Annotated in this window: 22 protein-coding genes; 9 read left to right on the top strand and 13 right to left on the bottom strand. The window is 73.0% G+C overall.

The window, feature by feature from the left end; all coding sequences use genetic code 11:
- Positions 1-427 precede the first annotated feature (427 nt).
- The 3 genes from L2C96_RS20805 to L2C96_RS20795 all read right to left on the bottom strand — a co-directional run bounded on the left by L2C96_RS20805 (position 428) and on the right by L2C96_RS20795 (position 3,073).
- Positions 428-811: an SCO2097 family morphological protein gene (locus L2C96_RS20805; RefSeq protein WP_020423361.1), complete on the bottom strand. Its 384-nt coding sequence runs from the start codon at positions 809-811 to the stop codon at positions 428-430.
- Between the two features lie 224 nt (positions 812-1,035).
- Positions 1,036-2,295, bottom strand: coding sequence for a DNA polymerase IV (gene dinB, locus L2C96_RS20800; protein ID WP_237337412.1), 1,260 nt, complete (start codon positions 2,293-2,295; stop codon positions 1,036-1,038).
- A gap of 37 nt (positions 2,296-2,332) precedes the next feature.
- Positions 2,333-3,073 (bottom strand): class I SAM-dependent methyltransferase, encoded by a 741-nt coding sequence (locus L2C96_RS20795; protein ID WP_020423359.1) that lies wholly within the window; start codon positions 3,071-3,073, stop codon positions 2,333-2,335.
- A 63-nt stretch (positions 3,074-3,136) separates the two neighbouring features.
- On the opposite strand from L2C96_RS20795, the gene L2C96_RS20790 reads away from it, so the two are divergent.
- Together L2C96_RS20790 and L2C96_RS20785 are read left to right on the top strand one after the other, a co-directional pair.
- Complete coding sequence (locus L2C96_RS20790; RefSeq protein ID WP_237337411.1) at positions 3,137-4,012, top strand: ParA family protein; 876 nt, start codon at positions 3,137-3,139, stop codon at positions 4,010-4,012.
- Positions 3,999-4,838, top strand: a complete 840-nt coding sequence (locus L2C96_RS20785; RefSeq protein WP_237337410.1) for a DNA-formamidopyrimidine glycosylase family protein — start codon at positions 3,999-4,001, stop codon at positions 4,836-4,838. The genes L2C96_RS20790 and L2C96_RS20785 overlap by 14 nt, the downstream gene beginning before the upstream one ends.
- Here L2C96_RS20785 and L2C96_RS20780 read toward each other — a convergent pair.
- Together L2C96_RS20780 and L2C96_RS20775 are read right to left on the bottom strand one after the other, a co-directional pair.
- A complete protein-coding gene (locus L2C96_RS20780; protein ID WP_020423356.1) occupies positions 4,802-5,299 on the bottom strand; it encodes a hypothetical protein in 498 nt (165 codons plus the stop codon). The two genes, L2C96_RS20785 and L2C96_RS20780, sit on opposite strands and share 37 nt — an antisense overlap.
- Positions 5,289-5,864 carry a hypothetical protein gene (locus tag L2C96_RS20775; RefSeq protein WP_020423355.1) on the bottom strand — a complete coding sequence of 192 codons (576 nt, stop codon included), beginning with the start codon at positions 5,862-5,864 and terminating at the stop codon, positions 5,289-5,291. Before L2C96_RS20775 ends, L2C96_RS20780 begins: the two co-directional genes overlap by 11 nt.
- 466 nt (positions 5,865-6,330) lie before the next feature.
- Here L2C96_RS20775 and L2C96_RS20770 point away from each other — a divergent pair, with 466 nt between their 5' ends.
- Positions 6,331-6,888, top strand: a complete 558-nt coding sequence (locus L2C96_RS20770) for a GNAT family N-acetyltransferase (protein WP_020423354.1) — start codon at positions 6,331-6,333, stop codon at positions 6,886-6,888.
- 14 nt (positions 6,889-6,902) lie between these two features.
- On the top strand, positions 6,903-7,994 hold the full coding sequence (locus tag L2C96_RS20765; protein WP_237337409.1) for a quinone-dependent dihydroorotate dehydrogenase: 1,092 nt from the start codon (positions 6,903-6,905) through the stop codon (positions 7,992-7,994).
- On the opposite strand, the gene L2C96_RS20760 is transcribed toward L2C96_RS20765, so the two are convergent.
- Positions 7,927-9,090: an allophanate hydrolase-related protein gene (locus L2C96_RS20760; protein ID WP_237337408.1), complete on the bottom strand. Its 1,164-nt coding sequence runs from the start codon at positions 9,088-9,090 to the stop codon at positions 7,927-7,929. The genes L2C96_RS20765 and L2C96_RS20760 overlap by 68 nt on opposite strands.
- A 241-nt stretch (positions 9,091-9,331) precedes the next feature.
- On the opposite strand from L2C96_RS20760, the gene L2C96_RS20755 reads away from it, so the two are divergent.
- Positions 9,332-9,661: a hypothetical protein gene (locus tag L2C96_RS20755; protein WP_237337407.1), complete on the top strand. Its 330-nt coding sequence runs from the start codon at positions 9,332-9,334 to the stop codon at positions 9,659-9,661.
- A 250-nt stretch (positions 9,662-9,911) separates the two neighbouring features.
- Here L2C96_RS20755 and pspM read toward each other — a convergent pair whose 3' ends face one another.
- The 6 genes from pspM to rimO form a co-directional block, all read right to left on the bottom strand.
- Positions 9,912-10,811, bottom strand: coding sequence for a phage shock envelope stress response protein PspM (gene pspM, locus L2C96_RS20750; RefSeq protein WP_237337406.1), 900 nt, complete (start codon positions 10,809-10,811; stop codon positions 9,912-9,914).
- A gap of 11 nt (positions 10,812-10,822) precedes the next feature.
- Positions 10,823-11,659: a PspA/IM30 family protein gene (locus L2C96_RS20745; RefSeq protein WP_237337405.1), complete on the bottom strand. Its 837-nt coding sequence runs from the start codon at positions 11,657-11,659 to the stop codon at positions 10,823-10,825.
- A 254-nt stretch (positions 11,660-11,913) separates the two neighbouring features.
- On the bottom strand, positions 11,914-12,363 hold the full coding sequence (locus L2C96_RS20740; protein WP_237337404.1) for a helix-turn-helix domain-containing protein: 450 nt from the start codon (positions 12,361-12,363) through the stop codon (positions 11,914-11,916).
- Positions 12,364-12,458: 95 nt separating this feature from the next.
- Complete coding sequence (locus tag L2C96_RS20735; RefSeq protein ID WP_027936477.1) at positions 12,459-12,923, bottom strand: CinA family protein; 465 nt, start codon at positions 12,921-12,923, stop codon at positions 12,459-12,461.
- On the bottom strand, positions 12,920-13,549 hold the full coding sequence (pgsA, locus tag L2C96_RS20730; RefSeq protein ID WP_027930904.1) for a CDP-diacylglycerol--glycerol-3-phosphate 3-phosphatidyltransferase: 630 nt from the start codon (positions 13,547-13,549) through the stop codon (positions 12,920-12,922). The genes L2C96_RS20735 and pgsA overlap by 4 nt, the downstream gene beginning before the upstream one ends.
- On the bottom strand, positions 13,546-14,967 hold the full coding sequence (gene rimO / locus L2C96_RS20725) for a 30S ribosomal protein S12 methylthiotransferase RimO (RefSeq protein WP_237337403.1): 1,422 nt from the start codon (positions 14,965-14,967) through the stop codon (positions 13,546-13,548). Before rimO ends, pgsA begins: the two co-directional genes overlap by 4 nt.
- Positions 14,968-15,047: 80 nt before the next feature.
- Between rimO and L2C96_RS20720 the strand changes: the two genes are divergently transcribed.
- Both L2C96_RS20720 and L2C96_RS20715 read left to right on the top strand, forming a co-directional pair.
- On the top strand, positions 15,048-15,569 hold the full coding sequence (locus L2C96_RS20720; protein ID WP_020422104.1) for an amino-acid N-acetyltransferase: 522 nt from the start codon (positions 15,048-15,050) through the stop codon (positions 15,567-15,569).
- Between the two features lie 114 nt (positions 15,570-15,683).
- A complete protein-coding gene (locus L2C96_RS20715; RefSeq protein ID WP_237337451.1) occupies positions 15,684-16,109 on the top strand; it encodes a phospholipase in 426 nt (141 codons plus the stop codon).
- Here L2C96_RS20715 and L2C96_RS20710 read toward each other — a convergent pair.
- A complete protein-coding gene (locus tag L2C96_RS20710) occupies positions 16,106-18,589 on the bottom strand; it encodes a DNA translocase FtsK (RefSeq protein ID WP_237337402.1) in 2,484 nt (827 codons plus the stop codon). The two genes, L2C96_RS20715 and L2C96_RS20710, sit on opposite strands and share 4 nt — an antisense overlap.
- A 107-nt stretch (positions 18,590-18,696) precedes the next feature.
- On the opposite strand from L2C96_RS20710, the gene L2C96_RS20705 reads away from it, so the two are divergent.
- The gene (locus tag L2C96_RS20705; protein ID WP_020422101.1) at positions 18,697-19,521 is read left to right on the top strand and encodes a lysophospholipid acyltransferase family protein; all 825 of its coding nucleotides are present in this window, start codon (positions 18,697-18,699) and stop codon (positions 19,519-19,521) included.
- On the top strand, positions 19,506-19,823 hold the full coding sequence (locus L2C96_RS20700; RefSeq protein WP_020422100.1) for a chorismate mutase: 318 nt from the start codon (positions 19,506-19,508) through the stop codon (positions 19,821-19,823). The genes L2C96_RS20705 and L2C96_RS20700 overlap by 16 nt, the downstream gene beginning before the upstream one ends.
- Positions 19,824-20,030 lie beyond the last annotated feature (207 nt).

The raw sequence follows: 20,030 nt of genomic DNA, 5'->3' as shown, positions 1-20,030 counted from the left end.
CTTGAGCGCTGCTCCCGCCACGCCCCGGAAGACCCGCCAGCGCTCAGAGCCACCTCGACGCCGACGCGCCGGAGAACGGGCCCTGAAGGCTCACGGCCCGGGCCACCACCCACACGAAGTCTTGAGCGCTGCTCCCGCCACGCCCCGGAAGACCCGCCAGCGCTCAGAGCCACCTCGGCGCCGACGCGCCGGAGAACGGGGCTTGGCGGCTCACGGTCCGGGCCAGCACCCGCAAGGGAACCTGAGCGGGGCCTGAAAGGGTCACTGTTCGGACCAGCACCGGCGCGAAGTCCTGAGCGGGCGCGCTTCGGCGCTGCCACGCCGCTGGGGCCGGCCTCGACGCGCCCGGAGCCACCTCTGCTCCGCCGAGGGCGACCATGCGAAGGTGCCTACGCCCGGACGGGCGTAGGCACCTCGCGGAGAAGAACTACTGCTCTTCGAAGCGCTGGCGGAACCGCTCTTCCATCCGCTGCGTGAAGGAGCTCTTGGCCTTGGCGGCCTTGGCGCCGCCCTGTTTGCCGTCGCCCCCACCACGTCCGGACATGACCGCGAGCAGAACGCCCGCGAACATCACGACGAAACCGAACACGCTCATCAACGGCACGTCGGCGACCCACAGAGCCCGCACCATCACACCCAGTACGAGCAGAGCGACCCCGACGACGAACAGCGCGATCCCCTGGATTCGGCGGCGGCGGGCGGGCCGGCGGAACCGGGCACCGCGCACCGTAGACGCGAACTTGGGGTCCTCGGCATAGAGCTCGCGCTCGATCTGGTCGAGCAGCCGCTGCTCATGCTCGGAGAGTGGCATCTTTCCTCCTCCGGCACAGCTGTCGCGGGCGCCGGGCCGCGCAACGTCCTGGACCCAACAGACACCCCTAGTGGTGTCACTCTCCAGGATACGAGTCCTTCGCGATCAGGACTACCCGATCCCGCTCCAACCTGTGCCCCGTTTGGCTCAAATCTCCCCGCCGGCCTGGGCGCTGGTGGTCTTGCTGGGCTGTCGTCGTCCCTCTGCTCAACGTTTCACACGGCTCAGGGTTCCCCCCGAGGTGGGTCGGGGTCGGGCACGAGCAGTGACGCCGGACGCACAGCGGCAGAGCCGAACTTCGACCGCGCCACGTCCGCCGCCACCTCCGCGTCCCGCCACCGCGGCGCGGGCTGGTCGAAGGTCAGCTGCTCCGGCTCGGCCTCGCCGGTCAGCCCCTCCACCCGCACCCCGAGCAGGCGGACATCGGCCCCGGCGACCGCTTCCCCCAGCAGCCCCACGGCCGTCGAGTGGATCACCCGCGCCACGTCGGTGGCCGCGGGCAGAGTCCGCGCCCGCGTGATCGTGCGGAAGTCGGCGAACCGCACCTTGATCGACACGGTGCGGCCGCGCAGCCCGCGCCGCCGCAGGCTCTCCGCGACGCGCTCGGACAGCCGCAGCAGCTCGCGCTCCAGCACCCGCGGGTCGCGCTGGTCGGTGTCGAAGGTGTGCTCGGCGCCCAGCGACTTCTCCGGCGAGTCGACCACCACGCCGCGCTCGTCGCGCCCGTGCGCCAGCGCGTGCAGGTGCTCGGCCGCGGCGTTGCCGACCGCCTTGCGCAGCCGCGGCAGAGGCGCCGCCGCGATGTCGGCGATCGTGGCCAGCCCGAGGCGCCGCAGGTTCTCCTCGGTCTTCTTCCCCACGCCCCACAGCGCGGAGATCGGCAGCGGGTGCAGGAACGACAGGGTCTGCCCGGCCGGCACCACCACCACGCCGTCCGGCTTCGCCATGCCCGAGGCCAGTTTCGCCACGAACTTCACCGACGCGACCCCGACCGAGCAGGTGATGCCGTGCTCGGCCCGGACGCGGCGGCGGATCAGCGCGGCGATGCCCGCCGGCGTCTCCCCCAGCCGCCGCAGTGCGCCGCTGACGTCCAGGAACGCCTCGTCCAGGCTCAGCGGCTCCACGAGCGGCGTCAGCTCGCGGAAGATCGCCATCACGCCCTTGGACACCTCGCCGTAGAGCCCGTGCGTGGGCGGCAGGAACACCCCGTGCGGGCACAGCCGGCGCGCCACCGCGACCGGCATGGCCGCCCGCACGCCGTACTCGCGCGCCGGGTAGTTCGCCGACGTCACCACCGACCGCGGGCCGGCGCCCGCCACGATCACCGGCTTGTCCACCAGCTCCGGCCGCGTGCGCAGCTCCACGGCCGCGAAGAACGCGTCCATGTCGACGTGCAGCAGCCCGCAGCCCGTGTCGTCCGGCGTGTGCCCCGCGCTCACCCGGAACCGCTCGTATCCGGCCGGCAGGGCCGCGTTCCTACCCATCGCGGACGAGCCTACGCAGGGGGTCCGACAATTCCGGTCAGAGCCGGGCGAGCAGGTGCAGGCGGCTGGCGAGGTCGCGCAGCGGCGGGATCGCGCCCGCGGCGGCCTCGAAGTCGGCGAGGTCGTCGGCGGTGTACTGCTCCGACTCGACCTCCCCCAGCACGTCCGACACCACGCCGTCGCCCTGGATCAGCTCGACGCGCAGGCCCGCGCCCGCCAGCAGGCCGCGCAGGCCGTCGGCGTCGAAGCGGCGCAGCAGCGTCTCCCCGTCGTCCGCGAGCACGCCGTCGGAACTGGTCAGCAGCACGTGCGCCTCGCGCACCCGGCCGCCCAGGGCGCGGTGCAGCGCCGCGGCGTGCCGGTTGGCGGCCAGCACGGACACCGCGCCGCCCGGCGCGACGATCCCGGCCAGCGCGCCGGCCACCGCGGCGGGGTCGTCGACGACCTCGAGCAGCCCGTGCGCCAGCACCAGGTCGGCGGAGCCGGCCGGGATCCGAGCGGCGAGCGCGTCGGTGTCGTCGGCGACGACGGTGATCGCCCCGCCGACGCCGGCCTCCTCGGCGCGCCGCCGCAGGGTCGCCAGCGCGTTCGGGCTCGGCTCGACCACCGTCACCCGGCAGCCCTCGGCGGCCAGCGGCACCGCCCAGACCCCGCTGCCGCCGCCGACGTCGACGACGGCCGGTTCGCTGGTGCCTCGTTCCCGCGCCCGGTCGAGCTCGGCCCGCAGTGCCCGCCAGACCGTGCCGGAGCCGCGTGCTGTCCCGGTGTCCGTTCGCATGGCGGACAGCGTAGTGAGCCCGGTCCGGGCGCTCGCCGTGGCACTCCGGCTACGCTCGACCCCGTGCACACGGTCGCCGTACTCAGCCTCAAGGGTGGTGTCGGCAAAACCACGGTCGCGCTGGGCATCGCCTCGGCTGCGCTCCGTAGGGGAGCGCGCACGCTGGTGGCCGATCTCGACCCGCAGGGCAACGCCACCGCCACCCTCGACCCGCCCTACACCGAGGCCACGCTGGCCGACGTGCTCGCCACCCCGGTCCGCGACGTGCTGCGGCAGGCCGTGGCGCCGAGCGCGTGGAGCCCCGAGGTGGACGTGCTGGTCGGGGCGGAGGAACTCGAACTGCTCAACGAGCCGGGGCCGGACGACGACAAGGTCGGCAACCTCTCCCTGGCGCTGGACGAGCTGCACGAGCGCCCTCTGCGCGGCCGCCCGTACGAGCTGGCGATCCTGGACTGCCCGCCCTCGCTCGGGCGGCTGACGAAGTCGGCCCTGGTCGCCGCCGACAGCGCGATCCTGGTCACCGAGCCGACGATGTACGCAGTCAGCGGCGCGCAGCGCGCGCTGGAGGCGATCGAGCGGATCCGCGACGAGCACAACCCGGACCTCAAGGCGGCCGGGGTGCTGGTGAACCGGCTGCGGCCGCGCTCGCACGAGCACCAGTTCCGCATCGCCGAACTGCGCGAGTCCTTCGGCGGCCTGGTGATGCCCACGGCGATCCCGGACCGGCTCGCGGTGCAGCAGGCGCAGGGCGCGTGCAGCCCCATCCACGAGTGGCACTCCCCCGGCGCCCAGGAGGTCGCGCTGACCTTCAACATGGTGCTGGCCAAGATCCTGCGCTCGAACCGGGCCGGGCGGCACCGCATCGACCGGGAGCCGCCCGCCGAGAGCACCGGCCCGATCCCCCGGATCGCGCGGACCGCGGACGATGCCCGAAGGTGACACGGTCTTCCTGGCCGGCAAGAAGGTCGAGAAGGCCCTCGCCGGCCGCGTGCTGACGCGCACCGACTTCCGGCACCCGGCGCTGGCCACCACCGACCTGGCCGGCTCGACGGTGCTCGGTGTGCGGACGGTGGGCAAGCACCTGTTCTTCCGCTTCTCGCCGGACCTGAGCCTGCACAGCCACCTGAAGATGGACGGCTCGTGGGAGATCACCCGGCCCGGTTCCCGCTGGCGGCACCCGGCGCACCACGCGCGGGTGGTGCTGGAGGCCGGGGGCGTGCAGGTCGTCGGGTTCCGCGTGCACGACCTGGAACTGCTGCCCACCGCAGAGGAGTCCCGCCTGGTCGGTCACCTCGGGCCGGACCTGCTCGATCCACAGTGGAGCGACGAGCACGAGGCCCGCGCGGTCGCGGCGCTGACGCGTGAACCGGGCCGGGAGCTCGGGCTCGCGTTGCTCGACCAGCGCGTGATGGCGGGTGTGGGCAACCTCTACAAGTGCGAGATCTGCTTCCTGCTCGGCGTGACGCCGTGGACACCGGTGTCCGAATTGGACGCGGCGAAGGTGGTCCGGCTGGCGCGGAAGCTGTTGCTGGCCAACGCCTGGCGGCACGAGCAGAGCACCACCGGCGACCTCGCCCGCGGCCGACGGAACTGGGTGTACGAGCGAACCAGGCAGGGCTGCTTCCGGTGCGGGGGCCGGCTCCGGGTCGAAGACCAGGGCCGGGACCCCCACGACGTCCAGGCGCGCCCCACCTGGTTCTGCCCGCGCTGCCAGCGCGGGCCCTCGCCTCAGCTGCGCAGCAGCTCGTTGAAGAACGTCCGGTAGCGCCGCAGCGCCAGCCGCAGGTCCTCGGTGGCGGCCTCACCGCGCTGCCACTGGGCCTCCAGCCCGTGCTTGTGGTCGGCGAAGGTCTGCGCGAGCGCCTGCATGACCTCGGCCACCAGCTGGTCGGCGTCCCGCAGCGTCCGCTGTGGATCGTCGACGAACGAGGTCTGCACCTCGCGCCAGCGGTCGCGGAACTCGCTGACCTGCTCGGGGCGGAACAGCTCGACGCGCTCCTCGCCGTCGGCCTGCCTGCCGGCCGGTTCCTCGGTCACGCCCTGGCTCGCCGCGGCCTCGGCCGGCATGGTGCGCCCGGCCGGCTGTTCGGCCATCGGCTGCGCGGGTGATCCCTGAGGCGCCGGATCCTGCTGTGCGCCTGGGGTTTCCCGCCGCGGCTCCTGCTGACGAGGCGCCACCAGGTCGTCGGTGCTCAGGCCGTCGGCGGTGCGGTCCTCAGCGCGCATGGTGGCGGTCCCCCTCCTGCCCGGGGCGGACGTCGGCGTCGCCGAGCAGGTCCTCGAACACCTGCCGGTAGTGGACCATCGCCTTGCGCAGGTCCTCGGTGGACGCCTCGGTCCGCTGGTGCCCCTGCGTGATGTCGTGGGCGCGGCGGTAGTGCTCGATCGTGTCGGCGTGCTCGACGGACAGGTCCCGGTGCTGCTGCTCGTAGCCCTCGGTCGGGTAGCCGCGCTCGGCCATCAGCGAGGTGAGCAGGCGGTCGGCCTCCAGGATGGCCGCGCCGGGCCGGTCGACGAACTGCTGCTGCACCAGCGACCACTGCTGGCGGTAGCGCTGGCGGGCGGTGTCCGGCAGCGGCCGGATGTCCAGCTCGCTGTGCCGCTTCTCCCGCTCGGCCAGGTCGCGCTCGGCGGCCCGCTTGCTCTTGCCGCCCTCGACGGCCCGCTCGTACTCGGGCCCGAACCTCTCCTGCAGGCGCCTGCGCCGCATCTGGGCGCGGGCCAGCAGGGCGATCCCGAGGATCACCACGATCGCGACGACGACGATCAGAACGACCACGGACGTGGACATCGCATTCTCTCCCGTTGGTGCGAACCAGCCCCCCGGTCACCCGATCGGGTACACCTGCCGGGGAGGCCCGAAACCCGGCATTCCGGCATGGATCGATCCAGTGCGCGGCGCGGGGGCGGGCGGAAAATTCCCCTCCGCGCGGGTGAGAACGGCCACGCCCGCCGGCCCGGAAATGCAGTTGCCGCAGGGGCACCGGCACGCCTAGCGTTGCTGGTACACGGGAAAGGAGGTGGTCCAAAGTTGTGTAGCAACGGGACTCGTGAGGTGGCTGTCCGCTAGCGGATGCCACACCCTGGACTGCTGGTGAATACCAGACAGCCACCGCCCCCCGGCGTTTCCGAGCACTGGTCCGGCTCGGGCCCGAACGGCTGACGACGGTCGGGAGTCGCGCCGGGGGTTCCCCCCAATCCCCTAATTCTCCGGGAAACGCCCCCGAAGATCGTCCGGGGCGCGCTATCCTTCGCCGGTGCTGCAGCCCGCGTACCCGCTGAAGACCGCACGGCTGATCCTCCGCCCGTTCACCAAGGCGGATCTGAACGCGCTGCACTCCTTCCAGTCCCGCCCGGACGTCACGCGGTACCTCTACTGGGAACCGCGCACCCGCGCCGAGACCGCGGCCGTCCTCGAGGACAAGATCGCCCGCTCGACGCTGACCGAGCCCGGCGAGTACCTGGCCATCGCCGTCGAGCTGATCGACACCGGTGAGCTGATCGGCGACCTCACCCTGTGGTGGACCAGCCGCGAGCACGCCAGCGGCGAGATCGGGGTCGTGTTCCACCCCCAGCACCACGGCAAGGGCTACGCCGCCGAGGCGGCCACCGAGCTGTTCCGGCTCGGGTTCGACGAACTGGGCCTGCACCGCATCCACGGCCGCTGCGACAGCCGCAACGTGGCCTCGGCGTCCCTGATGGAGGGACTGGGCATGCGGCGCGAGGCGCACCTGCGGGAGAACGAGCTCGTCAAGGGTGAGTGGACCGACGAGCTCGTCTACGCCATGCTGTCGTCGGAGTGGAAACGGCGCTGAGCGAAGATGGGGACGTGCTCTTCGACAGGCTGATCCGTCCCGCGCTCTACCGGCTCAACGACAACGACCCCGAGAAGGTGCACGAACGCACCCTCCGCGTGCTGTCCCGGCTCGCCGACGTCCCGCCCGCGCTGGCCGCGGCGCGGCGCCGGTTCGCCGTCTCGGACCCGGTGACGTTGTTCGGGCTGCGGTTCGCCAACCGGGTCGGCCTGGCCGCCGGGATGGACAAGGACGGGCGCGCCCTGGCGGCGTGGCCCGCGCTCGGGTTCGGGTTCGTCGAAGTGGGCACCGTCACGCGGCTCGCGCAGCCGGGCAACCCGAAGCCGCGGCTGTTCACGCTGCCGCACAGCGACGCGGTGATCAACCGCATGGGGTTCAACAACTCCGGCGCGGCCGCGCTGGCGCAGCGGCTGGCCGCCAAGGGGAAGCCGGACATCCCGCTGGGCGTGTCGATCGGCAAGTCCAAAGCGACCCCGCTGGAGGAGGCGGTAGCCGACTACCAGGAGTCGTTGCGGGCGCTGTACCCGTGGGCGGACTACTTCGCGATCAACGTCAGCTCCCCCAACACGCCCGGGTTGAGGGCGCTGCAGGACCGGGAGGCGCTGGCCGAGCTGCTCGCGGAGCTGGGCCGCACCGGTGAGGAGCTGGCCGCGGCGGCCGGGAAGCCGGCGACGCCGCTGCTGGTCAAGGTCGCGCCCGACCTGACCGACGACGCGCTCGCCGAGCTGCTCGAGGTGTGCGACGAGCACGGCGTGTCCGGGATCATCGCGACCAACACCACGCTGGGCCGGGACGGGCTGGCCGCGGACGAAGCCGCGGTGGGCGCGGAGACCGGCGGGCTGTCCGGCAGGCCGCTCACCGAGCGGGCGCGGGAGGTCGTGGAGTTCGTGCACCGGCACACCGAGGGTACGGTGCCGATCATCGGCGTGGGCGGGATCTCGACCGGCGACGACGCGCGGCGGATGCTGGACGCCGGGGCGAGCCTGATCCAGCTCTACACCGGGTTCGCCCTGCACGGGCCCGGGCTGGTGCGCGGCATCAACCGAGCCCTGGCCGGTTCGCGGTCCGATGACGCAGGTAGGCCCGCCAGTCCCCGAACTCCGTGATGTCGGGGGCCGGTGCCGGGTGGCTGAGCAGGGCGGTGGCGGTTTCGCCGTCGTCCAGTTCGACCGGGCCGAGCGTCATCGGCGGCGGCAGCGCGGCCCGGAACCGCGCGAGGCTGCCCGGGGCGAGCAGCCAGCGTTCGCCTCGCAGTGCCGCGCCGTCGTCGCCCGGGTGCACGCCGGCTTGGCCGTCGAGGGCGAGCATCCGGTAGCGGGGCGCGGTGCGGACCTCGCCGGTGAAGCGGGCGCCGAGGTCGCGCAGCTCGGCGTTGCGTGGTTGCCCGCGCAGGTGCGCGCCGAACACGACGAGCGCGGTTCCCGTTGCGGGGTAAGGGTTCTTCAGCTGTTCGCCGGTGAGCAGGGCGGCAAGGTCGATGAGCACCTGGTCGTCGAAGGGGCGGCCGCGGAAGCGCACGCCGTGTGCGCTGACCTCCGGGCCGTCGGACGTCTCGGTGCGCTGCCCGAGGGGGACCATCGAGGTGGCGGTGTCCATTGTGGTCACTTCGGCCCCGGCGACGAGCAGTTCCCCCACGGCGTGGCGCAGCGTGGTCCGGTGCTTGGTCGAGACGGTGAGCCGGGGGCGTTCTCCGGCGGCGAGGCGGACGTCGGCGGGCCAGGCGCCGGGATCGGTGAGGGCGGTCAGGGCTCGGCAGCCGTCGGCGAGGGTGCCGGCGACGACGGCGCCTGCCGCGGGGAGCAGCCCGGCGGTCGGGGTGAGGCAGACGACGTCCGGTCGCTGGGGCGCCTGCGTGGTGAGGGCGAGGCCGATCAGCCCGAGTGCCACCAGCTCGGCGGCGTCCGCTCCGCCGCGGGCGGTGCCGAGGACGACGGCGCCGGCCTCGGCCAGCCGCCGGACCGGGTCCGCGGTGGGTGAGATACCGTCCTCGACGGCGGCGAGCAGCCCGGCGAGCGGGAGGCCCCCGTGGTCGTCGACGGCCTTGGCGTCGACGAGGACGTCCTCGTCCGCGCGGAGGGTGGCCCACAGCTCCGGCCGGTCGGCGATCGCGATGAGGTCGAGGGCGGCGGCCACGGCACGCCGCGCACTGGCCGGCGCCGGTGGAGGCGGAGGAGGCTCGGGCGGAAGCGGCGGGTTGTCCATCCTCCGACGGTAGGGAGGCGATGTTCCGCCGCGGTTACGCCGCGACGGGCATGGTCAATTTGTCGTTAATCCGATGCGCGCTCGAGGCAGCACCACCCCGAACGGCGGCTTGACGGGTGGCTCGGGTCGCCGGTGCCGGTGGCACCGTGCCCGCCGAGCACGGCATGGCGTGCGCCGGGCCGGAGTGCGCACCGAGGAAGGTGCCGCCCGCGCCGATCAAATGAGACTCGCCACGCTGAGTGTGCGACTCGCGCGGACCAACACGGGACTCGCCGCGCCGAGCGTGCGACTCGCGCCCACCAACGCGGGACTCGCGCGTCACGCGCGGGACTCGCGGACGATCGTGGAACCCGCCGCGTCGCACGCGCCACTCCCGTCCACCACCGCGGAACTCGCCGCGCCGCACGCGCCACTCCCGGCCACCTACATGGAACCCGCCACGCTGAACGTGCGACTCGCGCCACCACCGCGGAACCCACCGCGCCGCACGCGGGACTCGCGGACGGTCGCGGAACTCGCCGCGCCGCACGCGCCACTCCCGGCCACCTACATGGAACCCGCCGCGCGCTGAACGCGGGACTCGCGCCCACCACCGAGGAACCCACCGCGCCGAGCGCGGAGCTGGCGTCCACCACATGGAACCCGCCGCGCCGAACGCGCGACTCGCGCGGACCAGTACGGGACTCGCCGCGCCGACCGTGCAACTCCCGCCGAGCAGCGCGGGACTCGCGCCCACCGACATGGAACCCGCCGCGCCGCACGCGCCACTCCCGCCCACCACCGCCCCGCACGCGTGGGCCGCGAGCCGGTGGGGCCCGGAGTCAGGTGGAGAGTTCGCGGAGCGCCAGGGCCAGTCCGGCGAGCCGGTCGGTCGCGTCGGTCAGGAAGAGGCGCGAGTCGGCGAGGCCGTGGCTGCTCGCGGCCACCGCGCGGCCCGCCGCGGCGACCAGGGCTCCGAAGCTCTCCACCCCGTCGTCCAGCTGCTCCCGCAGCGTGGCGATCGCCGAGTCCAGCGCGGCCCGCTCGCCGGCCGGGGCCGCGTCGCGTGCTCGCTCGATCGACTGGATCCGCAGGGCCAGCGCCCGCAGCGCCGTCGCGGCCTCGGCGGCCGTCGACCGGGCGTCGGCCACCGAGTACTCCGGCACCGGCGCCGCGCCGAGCGCCGAGGGCTCCGACAACTGCCGCAGCAGGTCGGCCAGCGTCGACTCGCACTCGGCGAGCCGCTGCATCGCGGGGCGTGCCGCGGAACCGGACGGCGGCAGCGGCGGCGGGGTGGTGCTGACCGGCAGCACGACCCGGTTCAGCTGCCGCAACCGCAGCGCCGAGCGCACCGACAACGTCGTGAACACGACCGCGCCGAAGATCCCCGGCGCCGCCTCGGCCACTCCGCCCGCCCCGGCAAGCCCGAACCAGCCGATCACGGCGTACAGCACGAACAGCACCGAAGCCATGATCCACAGCGTCAGCGCCCGCGAGGTCCGCTGCTTGCGCCGCGCGAGCTTCGCCTCGGGCGAGTTCCACGCGACCCACTTCGCGCGGGCCTCGTTGAGCACCGGCATCGCCTGGGAGACGACCTTCGGCCGCGTCCCCGAGCCGGACGAACCCTGCTCCGTGTACCGCTGCAGCTTCTGCTGCGCGCGCTGCGCGTAGTCGGGCAGGCGCTCGATGTGCTTTTCCAGTTTCGCCTGGAACTGCGAGAAGTCCCGCCTGCCCGACGCCATCGCCTACCCGCTCAGGCCTGGTTCTTCTGCTGCTCGGCCTGGACGCGCGACTCGATCTCGCGCTGGATGTCCGCCGCCGGCGACGCCGCCTTCTCACCGGAGCCGGAGGTCACCTGCGCCACCGAGTCGCCCCGCATGGACGCCCGGATCTGCTCCAGCCGCGAGCTGCCCGCCATCTGCGTGGTGGCCTGCTGCACCTCGAGCATGCGGCCCTGCACCGAGTTCTGCGCCAGCTCCGCCTGCCCCAGCGCGGTGGTGTAGCGGCGCTCGATCTTCTCCCGCACCTCTTCCAGCGACGGGGTGTTGCCCGGCGCGGTGAGCTGCGACATCTGGTTGAGCGAGGCCGACACCTGCTCCTGCATCTTGGCCTGCTCCAGCTGCGAGAGCAGCTTGGTGCGCTCGGCCAGCTTCTGCTGCAGCATCGCCGAGTTGCGCTCGACGGCCTGCTTCGCCTGCGCGGCGGCCTGCAGGGCCTGGTCGTGCAGCGTCTTGAGGTCCTCGATGCTCTGCTCGGCCGTGACCAGCTGGGTGGCGAACGACTCCGCGGCCACCTCGTACTGCTGGGCCTTCTGCTCGTCCCCCTTGGCGCGGGCCTCGTCGGCCAGCACCAGCGCCTGCCGCGCCGACGCCTGCAGCTTCTCGACCTCGGCGAGCTGGCGGTTGAGCTTCATCTCCAGCTGCCGCTGGTTACCGATAACCGCGGCGGCCTGCTGGGAGAGCGCCTGGTGGTTGCGCTGCGCCTCCTCGATGGCCTGCTGGATCTGCACCTTCGGGTCGGCGTGCTCGTCGATCTTCGACGAGAACGACGCCATGAGGTACTTCCAGAACTTCACGAAAGGGTTGGCCATCTCCTCCGCCTGCCTTCTAGATCCCTGCCTGGGTGTCGCCGATGGTCGCCCGGCGTCGCTCTCCCCTGTCTGAGCAACGCCGCGACCCCGGGGTGGGTTCCATCGTGTCAGGTCGCGCCCGTGTGTTCCAGGCGACCCCGGGGGATTTCAGGGACGACCCTGACCGGCCTCCCCGGACCGGACGCGCGAAGGCCACCGCCTGGGCGCGCGGCGCCCGGACGGTGGCCTTCTCGTCGGATGTTCTCAGCGGGTGATCAGGCCGCGACCATCTTCGGCGCGCGGATGGTGGTGCGCAGCGACGGCCCGACCCGCTGACCGGAAACCCGCAGGTCCGACAGGTCGTTGCCGATCACGCCGTCGATGAGGCGGCCGCTTTCGAGCCGGCCCGTCGCGGCGGACGGCGCACCCGTCTTGCGCACGCGGCCCTCGCTCTCGGCGGTCTCGGGCATCGTCGGCACGTCCACGCTCTCCAGAGCCGAGATGTCGGCGGCGACGTTGCTCAGCAGCTCGGCCAGCGGCAGCTCGAGCGCCTCGCAGATGGACGCCAGCAGTTCACTGGACGCCTCCTTCTGCCCGCGCTCCACCTCGGACAGGTAGCCGAGGCTGACCTTGGCGGCGCGGGAGATGTCGCGCAGTGTGCGACGCTTGTTGGTGCGGGCATGCCGGAGCCGGTCGCCGATCGCCTCGCGCAGGAGCACGGTCATCGCGCGCCTCCCTTCCTGATACCGACCACGTTACCCAGTTCGAGCGCCTCCTCGCAGCGATTGACACGGGGATACGCCCAGGGCGAACGCCCCGATCAAGTGAGATGTTCCCCCAGCAGGTCGAGCGCGGCCGTCACCGAGGCGCGCCGGACGGCCGCGCGGTCGCCCTCGAACCAGTGGGTGCGCACGTCCCGGCCGGCCGGCCCGGCGAGGCCGATGTGCACGGTGCCGGGGGCGACGCCGTCCTGCGGGTCCGGCCCGGCCACGCCGGTCAGCCCCAGCCCCCAGTCCGCGCCGCAGCGCTCCCGCGCGCCCTCCGCGAGCTGCGCCGCCACCTCCGGGTGCACCGCGCCGTGCGCGGCCAGCAGCGCCGGGTCCACCCCGGCGAGCTTCGCCTTGAGGTCGGTGGCGTAGACCACCAGCCCGCCGCGCACGACCGCGCTGGAGCCGGGCACCTCGGTCAGCGTCGCGGTGACCAGGCCGGCGGTCAGCGACTCCGCGGCGGCCACCGTCTGCCCGAGCCGCACCAGCGCGGCCACCACCGGGCGCGCCGACGTCATGCCCGGGCCGCCGCGCGCAGCCGCACGGCGCGCACGACGTAGTCGGCGCCGGTGACGACGGTGAGCGCCACCGCGAGGCCCATCAGCGCCCACTGGACCGGCAGCGCGCCGTCCGGCAGCGGCAGCAGGTAGGTCACGATCGCCAGGATCTGGGTCATCGTCTTGGCCTTGCCGCCGCGGCTGGCCGGGATCACGCCGTGCCGGATCACCCAGAACCGCAGCAGGGTGACGCCGATCTCGCGGACCGCGATCACCACGGTCACCCACCAGGGCAGCTCGCCGAGCAGGCTCAGGCCCACCAGCGCCGCGCCGATCAGCGCCTTGTCCGCGATCGGGTCGGCGATCTTGCCGAAGTCCGTGATCAGCCCGTAGCGGCGGGCGACCCAGCCGTCCACCTGGTCGGTCAGCGACGCGATCGCGAACAGCACCGTCGCGCCGATCCGCCAGCCGGTGTCCTCGCCGCCGCCTGCGAACAGCGCCAGCACGAACAGCGGGACCAGGATGATCCGGGACAGGGTCAGCAGGTTCGCGACGTTGAGCGTGGGGACCGGGGTCGGCTCGGGCTCACGGTGGGGCGGGCCGGCCTCCCCGCCCGCCTGCGCCGACTCCTCCGCCGCGGCGCTCATCTGCCCGTGTCCGGCTCGACGAGCAGGTCGACGCCCTCGGAGCCGACGACCCGGCAGCGGACCATCTGCCCGGCCTCGAGGCCGTCGCCGTCGAGCACGATGCAGGCGCCGTCGACCTCGGGCGCCTGGTGCGCGGCGCGGCCGGACACCTCCTCGTCGTCGGCCTCCTCCACCAGCACCTCGACGATCTCGCCGACGCGGTCCTCGGCACGCTGCGCGGTCAGCTCCTCGACCAGCGCGGAGACCCGCGCGACGCGCTCGGCGACCACCTCGGGGTCGATCTTGCCGTCGTAGGTCTCGGCCTCGGTGCCGTCCTCGTCGGAGTAGCCGAACACGCCGACCGCGTCCAGCCCGGCCTCGGTGAGGAAGTGCTCCAGCTCGGCGACGTCGTCCTCGGTCTCGCCCGGGAAGCCGACGATCACGTTGCTGCGGATGCCCGCCTCCGGCGCGTACTCGCGGATCTGCTGGATCAGCGCGAGGAACGACTTGGTGGAGCCGAAGCGGCGCATCCGGCGAAGCACGGTCTCGCTGGAGTGCTGGAAGGACATGTCGAAGTAGGGCGCCACACCCGGCGTGGTCGCGATGGCGCGGACCAGGTCCGGGCGGGTCTCGGCGGGCTGCAGGTAGGACACGCGGACCCGCTGGATGCCCTCGATCCCGGCCAGCTGGGGCAGCAGCCGCTCCAGCGCGCGGGTGCCGCCCAGGTCGCGGCTCAGGTCCTTGCCGTAGGACGTGGAGTTCTCGCTGACCAGGAACAGCTCCTTGACGCCCTGGCCGGCCAGCCAGGCGGCCTCGGCGAGGATCTCGTCCGGGTGGCGCGAGACGAACGAGCCGCGGAACGACGGGATCGCGCAGAACGAGCAGCGGCGGTCGCAGCCCGAGGCGATCTTCAGCGCCGCCACCGGCGAGTCGGACAGCCGGTTGCGCAGCACGCGCGGACCCCAGCCGTGGCCGGGGATCGACACGTCCTCGGTGGCCGCGGCGCGCTCGACCGGGGTGATCGGCAGCAGCTTGCGGCGGTCGCCCGGGGTGTGCGAGGCGATGGTGCGGCCGGCCGCGACGTCGTCCAGGCGGGCCGCGAGGTCGTTGTAGTGGTCGAACCCGAGGACGGCGTGGGCCTCCGGCAGGCTCTCGGCCAGCTCGGCGCCGTAGCGCTCGGCCATGCAGCCGACGGCGACGACCTTCGCGCCGGTGTCGGCGGCGGCCAGCAGCGTGTCGACCGAGTCCTTCTTCGCCGACTCCACGAACCCGCAGGTGTTCACGACGATCACGTCGCTGCCCTCGGGTTCGTCGGCGAGCTCCCAGCCCCCTTCGGCGAGCCGGCCGGCCAGCTCCTCGGAGTCCACCTCGTTGCGGGCGCAGCCCAGGGTCAACAGGGAGACACGACGGCCGGAGGGCTCGGTGGCGGCAGAAGACACGACACTCAGGGTAGCTGGCGGGCGCGGGCGTGGCCGAACCCACCGCGACAGGCCCGCCCCCGCCCCGATACGGTCGATCGGTGCACGGTGATCCTTCCCCTACCGTCGAGATCCGGCGGGCCCGGATCTCGGATGTCCGCAAGATCAAGGCGTTGGTGGACGCGGACGCGGGGCGGGTGTTGCTCGAGAAGGAGCTCGTCACCCTGTACGAGGACATGCAGGAGTTCTGGGTCGCGGATATCGGCGGCGAGAACGGTGACATCGTGGGCTGCGGCGCGCTGCACGTCCTGTGGGAGGACCTGGCGGAGATCCGCACGGTCGCGGTCGACAAGCGGATGCGCGGGCAGGGCATCGGGCACCGGCTGGTCGCGCAGCTGATCTCGCTGGCGCGGGAACTGGGGCTGCGCCGGATCTTCGTGCTGACCTTCGAGACGAGCTTCTTCGCGCGGCACGGGTTCACCGAGATCGACGGCACACCGGTGCCGAGCTCGGTGTACGAGGAGATGCGCCGCTCGGTGGACCCGGGCGTGGCCGAGTTCCTCGAACTCCCCTACGCGAAGCCGAACACGCTCGGCAACACGCGGATGCTCCTGGAGCTGTAGCGGTTGCGCCCGCCGGGTGAAGTTCGCCCGGTATCCACCTTTCGGGGCTGGTGGCCGTGATCCCTCGGCCGGAAGCTGATCATGGTCGTCCCCCTGATCAGCGAGGAGCCCCGGATGCGCGCCGCCGCCCGTCGTCTGCTGTCCACGGCCGCTCTGGCCACCGCACTCGTCGCCGGCGCGGGCACCGCGCAGGCGGTCGACGTCCGGTCGGTGACCGACACCTACCTCTTCGGCACGTCGCTGAGCCGGTTCGAGCAGATCCGCACGGACCGGCCGTACGCGGCGAAGCTGGACTGGTCGTCGGACACCTGCTCGTGGTCGCCGGACAAGCCGCTCGGGTTCGACTTCTCCCCCGCCTGCCACCGGCACGACTTCGGCTACCGCAACTACAAGCGGCAGGACCGGTTCACCAGCGCCAACCGGAAGAAGATCGACGACAACTTCTACACCGACCTGAAGACCATCTGTCACGGCGACTGGCGCTGCAACGGCACGGCCTGGACGTACTACCAGGCGGTCCGCCAGTTCGGCGGCTCCTAGTCCGCCTCGCCGTCGTCGTCGGGCATCGAGCCGCCGCGGATGAGCATCAGCGTGCCCTCCAGGTCCTCCGGCTTGACCAGCACGTCACGGGCCTTCGAGCCCTCCGACGGGCCCACCACGCCGCGCGTTTCCAGCAGGTCCATCAGCCGCCCGGCCTTGGCGAAGCCGACCCGCAGCTTGCGCTGCAGCATCGACGTCGACCCGAACTGCGAGGTGACGATCAGCTCGGCCGCCTGCAGCAGGACGTCGAGGTCGTCGCCGATGTCCGGGTCGATCTCCTTCTTCTCCCCGGCCTTCGCGGCGGTGACACCCTCCTGGTACTCCGGCTGCGCCTGCTCCTTCGTGAAGTTCACGATCGAGGCGATCTCGTCGTCGCCGACGTAGGCCCCCTGGATGCGGACCGGCTTGCCGGCCCCCATCGGCAGGTACAGGCCGTCGCCCATGCCGATCAGCTTCTCCGCGCCCGGCTGGTCCAGGATGACGCGCGAGTCGGTCAGCGACGACGTGGCGAACGCCAGCCGCGACGGCACGTTGGTCTTGATCAGGCCGGTGACGACGTCGACCGACGGGCGCTGCGTCGCCAGCACCAGGTGGATCCCGGCGGCGCGGGCCTTCTGCGTGATCCGGACGATCGCGTCCTCGACGTCGCGCGGCGCGGTCATCATCAGGTCGGCCAGCTCGTCGACGATCGCCATGATGTACGGGTACGGCCGGTACACGCGCTCGCTGCCCGGCGGCGCGGTGATCTCCCCCGACTTGACCTTGCGGTTGAAGTCGTCGATGTGCCGGACCCGGTTGGCCTGCATGTCCTGGTAGCGCTGCTCCATCTCCTCCACCAGCCAGGCCAGCGCGGCGGCCGCCTTCTTCGGCTGGGTGATGATGGGCGTGATCAGGTGCGGGATGCCCTCGTACGGCGTCAGCTCGACCATCTTCGGGTCGATCAGGATCATCCGCACCTCTTCGGGCGTCGCCCGCGCCAGCAGCGACACCAGCATCGAGTTGACGAAGCTCGACTTACCGGAACCGGTGGAGCCTGCGACCAGCAGGTGCGGCATCTTCGTCAGGTTCGCGGTGACGAAGTGGCCCTCGATGTCCTTGCCGAGCCCGATGACCATCGGGTGGGTGTCCTTGCCCGCGGTGGACGAGCGCAGCACGTCGCCGAGGCGCACCATCTCGCGGTCGGAGTTGGGCACCTCGATGCCGACGGCCGACTTGCCGGGGATCGGCGCGAGCAGGCGGACGTTGTCGGTGGCCACCGCGTACGCGATGTTCTTGGTCAGCGCGGTGATCTTCTCGACCTTCACGCCCGGGCCGAGCTCGACCTCGTAGCGCGTGACCGTCGGGCCACGGGTGAAGCCGGTGACCTGCGCGTCGACGTTGAACTGCTCCAGCACGCCGGTGATCGCCTCGATCATGGCGTCGTTGGCCTTGCTGCGGGTCTTCGGCGCGTCGCCCAGCTGCAGCAGGTCGGCCGGCGGCAGCTCGTAGTCGCCCTCGACGGTCCGGGTGACCGCCATGACCGGTTCCGGCTTCTTCGGCTTCTTCTCCGGCACCGCGGCGGGCACCGGCTTCGGCGGGCGCGCGGGCGTGGGCGGTTCGGCCAGCGCGGAGTCGATGTCCAGCTGCTCCGGATCGGCGCCGCTCGCCTGGCGGCGGCGGGACGGCTTGCGCAGCCGCACGGCCTTCGGGTCGGCCTCGGTGACCTCGTCGCGGCGTTCGGCGCGGGCCTCGCGCTGCGCCTCCTCCTCGGCCAGCTCCTCCGGGTCCAGTCCCCAGGTGCGCACCAGGTGCGGGATGTCGCGGATGCGGGTGGCGGTGAACACGAGCAGGCCGAACGCGAGCGCGAGGAACAGCAGCGGCACCGCGACCCAGGCCGTCACGCCCTGGGCGAGCAGGTCGCCGGACAGGAAGCCGAGGATCCCGCCCGCGTAGCGCTGGTTCTCGGCGTCGTGCGGGCGGCCGTTGAACAGGTGCAGCAGCCCCAGCAGCGCGAGGACGCCCAGCATGGTGCCGATGACCATGCGCGGGCGGACTTCCGGTTGCGGCTCGGTGCGCATCAGCACCACGGCGGAGACCACCAGCGCCAGCGGCAGGGTGACCGCGCCGGCGCCGAAGATCGTGCGGGTGGCCAGCTCGACGTAGCCGCCGACCGGTCCGGCCGCGCGCCACCATACGCCGGCGGCGACGATCAGGGCCAGGGCGATCAAGCCGAGGGCGAGCCCGTCGCGGCGGTGCTCGGGCTCCAGCTCCCGGCCGCGGCCGACGGTGCGCACCAGGCTGCCGAGGCCCTTGGCCAGCAGGTTCCAGCCGCCGCGGACGGCCTTGCTGAACGTCCCGGCCTTCTTCTTCGGGGCGGGTTTGCGGGCGCGCGAGGCCGCGGGCCGCGACTTGGCCGCGCCGCGCGTGCTCCTGCGCGCGGTGCTGCCCTTGCCGCCGGTCCGCTTCGTGCCGCTGCTCCTCGTCGCCGCCCCGCTAGCCATGCCTCTACGGTAACCGCCTGGCCCCACCAACCCCAGGTGCCACACTCGGCACAGCGGGAACTTCGCCTTCACCGGCGGACCTTGATCCGCCATTCCGGTGATCTGCCATGCTGACGACCATGTTCGCGCTGCACTCCGACGACACCGGGCAGACACGCCGCAGGCCACCGGCGGTCTGGCGGACCATGACCCGGGTGGACCAGGGGCTCGTCGCGCTGACCGGCAGGCTGCGGATCACCGGCCGGATCGCGCCGGAGCTGCGGGGACGGCCGTTCCTGATGGCGTCCAACCACATCGGCGTCTTCGACCCGTTCGTGCTGATCGCCGCGTGCCGCCGGATCGGCATCGCGCCGCGGTTCATGCTGGCGGGCGGGATCCTGGACGCGCCGGTGATCGGGCCCGCGCTGAAGGTCAGCGGGCACATGCGGATCGACCGCGGCAAGGCGAGCGCGCTGGAGCAGTTCAAGCAGGCCGTGGAGGAGATGCGGACGACGCCGAGCCCGATCATCGTCTACCCGGAGGGCCGGATCAGCCACGACCCGGGCCTGTGGCCGGAGCGCGGCAAGACGGGCGCCGCGCGGCTCGCGATCGCCGCCGGGGTGCCGGTGGTGCCGGTCAGCCAGTGGGGCGCGCACGAGGCCGTGTACTGGGGCACGGAGAAGGTGACGGGTCCCGCGGACCTGCTGCCGCTGGCCCGGTCCGGCCTGACCGCGCCACTGCGGCGGCCGACGTACCGCGTGCACTTCGGCGAGCCGGTGGACCTGAGCGACATCGAGCCGGAGCGGCCGGGCGCCGGGGTGCGCGCGCACGCGAAGATCATGCGCGCCATCACGGCCGGCCTGGTCCCGTTGCGCCGCGACGAGCCCGACAAGCCGAAGTTCCACGACCCGACGCGCCCGACGGACACCGTCAGCCCGTGGCGGCCCCGGTGACGGACGCCCCGAAGTCGCTGGCGGAGGTCCGCGCCCGCATCGACGCACTCGACGCCGAGCTGACCGGCCTGCTGGCCACCCGCCAGTCCCTGGTGCGCGCGGCGGCCGCGTTCAAGGCCGACTCGCAGGCTGTTCGCGCGCCCGGCCGGGTGGAGCAGGTGGTCGCGGCGGCGCGGGAACGCGCGGCCGCCGCGGGGCTGGCCCCCGAGGTCGCCGAGGCGGTGTGGCGCGCCATGATCGGCGCGTTCATCGAGCTGGAGCTGGGCGAGCACGCCCGGATGGCGGGAGGCGCTTCGGCGTGAAGGGGTTCGGTGGCGGTTCGCCACGCCCGGGTGGGCGGGCGGTCAGCCCGCGGCCGAGCGGCTCCCGGAGCGCACGCACCCTCCGCACGGCGGCTGCCGCGAACGGCAAGCCGCGCCGGGGTGCCGGCTGCAGCGGCAGCGGGGTGACCGGGCCTGGGTGGCTGCGCCCGCATGGCCGGGTCCGCGGGGCCGGCGCGAACAGCGCCC

This window comes from Amycolatopsis tucumanensis (genome assembly GCF_021654135.1).
Lineage (GTDB): Bacteria > Actinomycetota > Actinomycetes > Mycobacteriales > Pseudonocardiaceae > Amycolatopsis_E > Amycolatopsis_E tucumanensis.
The sequence above is the reverse complement of the archived record's forward strand: the minus strand, read 5'-3'. Positions and strand labels throughout refer to the sequence as shown.

Bases quoted from the DNA above. Each gene is read 5' to 3' on its own strand.
- pgsA (WP_027930904.1), bottom strand. From the start codon at position 13,549: ATGAGCGCCGCGGCGGAGGAGTCGGCGCAGGCGGGCGGGGAGGCCGGC.
- dinB (WP_237337412.1), bottom strand. From the start codon at position 2,295: ATGGGTAGGAACGCGGCCCTGCCGGCCGGATACGAGCGGTTCCGGGTG.
- L2C96_RS20775 (WP_020423355.1), bottom strand. From the start codon at position 5,864: ATGTCCACGTCCGTGGTCGTTCTGATCGTCGTCGTCGCGATCGTGGTG.
- L2C96_RS20805 (WP_020423361.1), bottom strand. From the start codon at position 811: ATGCCACTCTCCGAGCATGAGCAGCGGCTGCTCGACCAGATCGAGCGC.
- L2C96_RS20740 (WP_237337404.1), bottom strand. From the start codon at position 12,363: ATGACCGTGCTCCTGCGCGAGGCGATCGGCGACCGGCTCCGGCATGCC.
- L2C96_RS20785 (WP_237337410.1), top strand. From the start codon at position 3,999: ATGCCCGAAGGTGACACGGTCTTCCTGGCCGGCAAGAAGGTCGAGAAG.
- L2C96_RS20705 (WP_020422101.1), top strand. From the start codon at position 18,697: ATGCTGACGACCATGTTCGCGCTGCACTCCGACGACACCGGGCAGACA.
- L2C96_RS20710 (WP_237337402.1), bottom strand. From the start codon at position 18,589: ATGGCTAGCGGGGCGGCGACGAGGAGCAGCGGCACGAAGCGGACCGGC.
- L2C96_RS20780 (WP_020423356.1), bottom strand. From the start codon at position 5,299: ATGCGCGCTGAGGACCGCACCGCCGACGGCCTGAGCACCGACGACCTG.
- L2C96_RS20745 (WP_237337405.1), bottom strand. From the start codon at position 11,659: ATGGCCAACCCTTTCGTGAAGTTCTGGAAGTACCTCATGGCGTCGTTC.
- L2C96_RS20760 (WP_237337408.1), bottom strand. From the start codon at position 9,090: ATGGACAACCCGCCGCTTCCGCCCGAGCCTCCTCCGCCTCCACCGGCG.
- L2C96_RS20735 (WP_027936477.1), bottom strand. From the start codon at position 12,923: ATGACGTCGGCGCGCCCGGTGGTGGCCGCGCTGGTGCGGCTCGGGCAG.
- pspM (WP_237337406.1), bottom strand. From the start codon at position 10,811: ATGGCGTCGGGCAGGCGGGACTTCTCGCAGTTCCAGGCGAAACTGGAA.
- L2C96_RS20795 (WP_020423359.1), bottom strand. From the start codon at position 3,073: ATGCGAACGGACACCGGGACAGCACGCGGCTCCGGCACGGTCTGGCGG.
- L2C96_RS20715 (WP_237337451.1), top strand. From the start codon at position 15,684: ATGCGCGCCGCCGCCCGTCGTCTGCTGTCCACGGCCGCTCTGGCCACC.